The sequence below is a fragment of the Ideonella livida genome (assembly GCF_010499455.1).
Taxonomy (GTDB): domain Bacteria; phylum Pseudomonadota; class Gammaproteobacteria; order Burkholderiales; family Burkholderiaceae_C; genus Ideonella; species Ideonella livida.
The window spans coordinates 1-3843 of record NZ_JAAGOH010000073.1; the positions used below are offsets into that span (position 1 = coordinate 1).

3 protein-coding genes and 1 pseudogene are annotated in these 3843 nt (G+C 75.4%); 1 reads left to right on the forward strand and 3 read right to left on the reverse strand.

What is annotated here, in order from left to right; genetic code table 11:
• The 3 genes and pseudogenes from G3A44_RS23915 to G3A44_RS23030 form a co-directional block, all read right to left on the reverse strand.
• Nucleotides 1-393 (reverse strand): annotated as a pseudogene (locus G3A44_RS23915) (hypothetical protein); the annotation flags it as partial.
• Between the two features lie 61 nt (nucleotides 394-454).
• A complete protein-coding gene (locus tag G3A44_RS23025; RefSeq protein ID WP_239062064.1) occupies nucleotides 455-1567 on the reverse strand; it encodes an alpha-hydroxy acid oxidase in 1113 nt (370 codons plus the stop codon).
• A gap of 49 nt (nucleotides 1568-1616) precedes the next feature.
• Nucleotides 1617-2351 (reverse strand): winged helix-turn-helix domain-containing protein, encoded by a 735-nt coding sequence (locus G3A44_RS23030; protein WP_163460093.1) that lies wholly within the window; start codon nucleotides 2349-2351, stop codon nucleotides 1617-1619.
• Between the two features lie 246 nt (nucleotides 2352-2597).
• On the opposite strand from G3A44_RS23030, the gene G3A44_RS23035 reads away from it, so the two are divergent.
• On the forward strand, nucleotides 2598-3843 hold a 1246-nt coding region (locus tag G3A44_RS23035), incomplete at its 3' end, for an efflux RND transporter periplasmic adaptor subunit (protein WP_163460094.1).

Sequence of the window (3843 nt, forward strand, 5' to 3'; positions counted from 1 at the left end):
GGTTGGCGATGGGGGCCACGCGGGCCTTGTAGTCGGCCACCAGGGCGGCAATGCCGGCATGCGGGGTGATGGACGGGTCGGTGCGGTCGACCACCACGTTGCGGGCCTGGGTGGCCACGACATGGCCACCGCCTGGGAGGCCTGGTCCAGCCAGCCGGCGGGTTTGCCGCAGCACTGCTCGAACTGCCGGGCCAGGCGCTCACCGATCTGGCGCGAGCGGCCCTTGATCTGGCTCCAGTAGCTGGGCTGGATCTGCAGCCGTTCGGCAAAGCGCCGCTCCAGGCCCCGCAGGGTGGCGGCATCGGGTTGCTTGACGGTCTGCTGGACGAACTCGTCGAACAGGCGCAGTGCGTTGTCGAGGCGCACAGTGGCCACGTCACGGGGAGCTTCCATGCCTCCATGATAAAGCCCACCCTCGACGGCGGCGGGCCGCCGGGCCTGGGTCCTGCTGTGCTCAGCGGCCGGCGGGTGGGGTTGAGGTGGGCAGGCCGCCTGGACCTTCCGCCAGCAGGCCGGCATGCACATCGGCCGGGCTGCGGCAGCCGGCCAGGGCCAGGGCCACGGTGAATTCATCGCGCAGCAGGCGCAGCATCTGCGCCACGCCCAGCGCGCCGCCGGCGGCCAGGGCCATCACCTGCGGGCGGCCGATGGCCACGGCGCTGGCGCCCAGCGCCAGCGCCTTGAGCACGTCGGTGCCGCGGCGGATGCCGCCGTCCACCACCAGCGGCAGGCGGCCCTGCAGCGCGGCAGCCATGCGCGGCAAGGCCCAGGCGGTGGGCACGGCGGTGTCCAGCGTGCGGCCGCCGTGGTTGGAGACGATGAGGCCGGCCACCGCGCCGCTGTCGGCCGCCAGCACCGCGTCCTCGGGGTGCAGCACGCCCTTGAGCCACAGGGGCAACCGCGTCTGGGCGGCCAGCCAGGCCACCTCGTCCCAGCGCGGGGCCAGCGCCAGCAGACCCTCCAAGCCCGGCGGCGGTGGGGCGAAACCGTCCAGGTGCACCGGGCCCACGCCCGGCGGCAGGGCAAAGCCGGCGCGGCGCTCGCGGTCGCGCACGCCATGCACCGGCGCATCCACGGTGAGCACCAGGGCCTCGCAGCCGGCGTCCTCGGCGCGGCGCACCAGGGCCAGGGTGTCCTCGCGCCGGGCTAGGGGGTAGAGCTGGAACCACAGCGGGCCGGCGCCGGGCTCGGCCAGGGCGCGGGCCACGGCCTCCACCGGCTGGCTGGCCTGGCAGGAGAGGATCATGCCGGCGCCTTGGGCGGCGGCGGCCAGGGCGGTGCCCACCTCGCCATCGGCATGGGCCATGCGGTGCCAGGCCACCGGGGCCAGCAGCAGGGGGTGGGCCAGCGGCCGGCCGGCCAGGGTGGTCGCGGTGCTCAGGCCGCGCAGGTCGCGCAGCGCGCGTGGCCACAGGCGCAGCGCGTCCCAGGCACGGCGGTTGTCGGCCAGGGTCAGCTCGTCGGCCGCGCCACCCGAGAAGTAGGCCCAGGCGCGCGGGTCCAGCACGGCGTGGGCAGCATCGTCCAGGTCGGACAGGCGGATCAGCGGGGCGGTGGGGGGGGTCATGGGGGCGGGGGCTGGAGCGCGCGGGGGCGCGGGCATGGCGCGGGCCGTCTCACCGGGCCGGGTCCCAGGTGTAGCCCAGTCCGTAGAGGGCGTGGATGAGTTCGCGCCCCGGGTGCAGGCCGGCCAGCTTGCGGCGCAGCTTGCGGATGTGGCTGTCCACGGTGCGGTCGCTCACGTCGCGGGCGTCAGGGTACATGGCGTCCATGAGCTGCGCGCGGCGGAAGACCCGGCCGGGCTGGCCGGCCAGCGTGGCCAGCAGCTGGAACTCCAGGCAGGTCAAGGGCACCGGCTGGCCGTTGAGCAAGGCCTGGTGCTGCTGGGGGTCCAGGCGCAGGGCGGGAGGCGTGGCGGGCGGGCGGGCGGGCGCGTCGGGGAGGGCCGTGCCGGTCAATCGGGCATGGCGCCGCAGGTGGGCCAGCACCCGGGCGGTCAATTCGCGGTGGCTGAGGTGCGCCCCCAGGCAATCGTCCGCGCCCTGGGCCAAGCCCTCCAGGCGGTCGTGTTCTGTGGAGGCAGGGCTGAGCAGCAGCACCGTGGCCGCACTGCCCTGGGCGCGCAGCTGCCGGCACAGCGCCAGGGCGTCCTGGCCCGGCGGCCGGTGGACGAGCAGGATCAGCGCCGGGTGGTGGGCCTGGGCCCAGGCGGCGACGGCCTGGCCACGGCGCAGGTGGTGGCTGGCCACACCGGCCTGGGCGAGCGGGGAGCGCAGGGCGGTGGCCAGGGGTTCCAGCGCGTCCACCACGAGGACGGGCGCGTGCGGCGGCGGGGGACTGGGCGGGCGCATGGCGGGCGGGCAGGCTGGCGGCAGGGCAGGGGTCGGGCGCGCCCAGTGGGGGCGCATGGCGGGCACCCGAGGGCTGGCGCGGTGCGGGGGCGGGCGCCAGCAAATATTGTGCTTCAAATAAGAGTGATTCGCATTTCTTGCACATTTGGACGGCAAGGTGCGCGCTGGCTGCGGCTGCGCCTGCGGTGGCCACACCCGCCCCTGAATCGTCCCGCCCCGCCCACGGGGCCTCTCGTCCACTTGCCCATGAGTCAATTGCCTGCGGCACCCGCCCCCCTGCCGACCCCGCCCGCCGCCCAGCCCGCGGGGGCGTTCTCTCCCGATCCGACCGTCGCCGCCGCCCCCGCCCCCGCGGCCGGTACGCCGCCGCGCCGCCGCTGGTTGCGCACCGCCCTGGGGGCTGCCGCCGTGGCGGCGGTAGGTGGCGCGGGTTGGGCCGCCTGGCGCGGGTGGGCCGGCCGGCAGGACCCGGCCGAAACCCCGCTGCTGCTGGCCGTGCAGCGCGGCGATATCGAGGACCTGGTGGCCGCCACCGGCACCCTGCAACCCCGCAACTACGTGGATGTGGGGGCCCAGGTCTCGGGCCAGCTGCGCCGGCTGGCGGTGGAGGTGGGCGACGAGGTGCGCGAGGGCGACCTGCTGGCTGAGATTGACGCCGAGCAGACGGCGGCCCGGGTGGACTCGTACCGTGCCCAGATCCGCAACCAGCAGGCCCAGCTGGCCGAGGCCGACATCGGCCAGGCCAAGGCCGAGCGCGACCTGCGCCGCCAGCGCCAGCTGTTGGCCGACGAGGCCACCACCCCCGAAACGCTGCAGAACGCCGAGACCACCCTGGCCGCCGCCCGCGCCAGCCGCGAATCCATCCTGGCCCAGATCGCCCAGATCCAGGCCACCATGCGGGTGGAGGAGGCCAACCTCAAATACACCCGGTTGCTGGCGCCGCTGTCGGGCACGGTGGTCAGCATCAGCGCCCGCCAGGGCCAGACCCTCAACACGAACCAAAGCGCGCCCACCGTGCTGCGGGTGGCCGACCTGTCGCTGATGACGGTGCAGGCCCAGGTGTCCGAGGCCGACGTGGCCCGCCTGCGCCTGGGCATGCCGGTGTACTTCACCACCCTGGGCAGTCCGGGCCGGCGCTGGCCCGGCCGGCTGCAGAAGATCGAGCCCACGCCCACCGTGACCAACAACGTGGTGCTCTACAACGCGCTGTTTGAAGTGCCCAACCCGCAGCGCCAGCTCATGACCCAGATGACCGCGCAGGTCTTCTTCGTGGTGGCCCAGGTGCAGGACGTGCTGGTGGTGCCCATGGCCGCCGTGACCTTGGTGCGTGGCAGCCGCAAGGGGGAGGGCGGCGCCGTCGCGGCGCCGCCCGCTTCCGCCGCCACCACCACCACCGGCACGGCCATCGCCGCTTCCGCCTCGACCCGGGCCGCCCCCCCGGCCCCCCGGCCGGCGGCCTCGCGCCCCGTGGGGGGACCCGACGGCGGCGGGC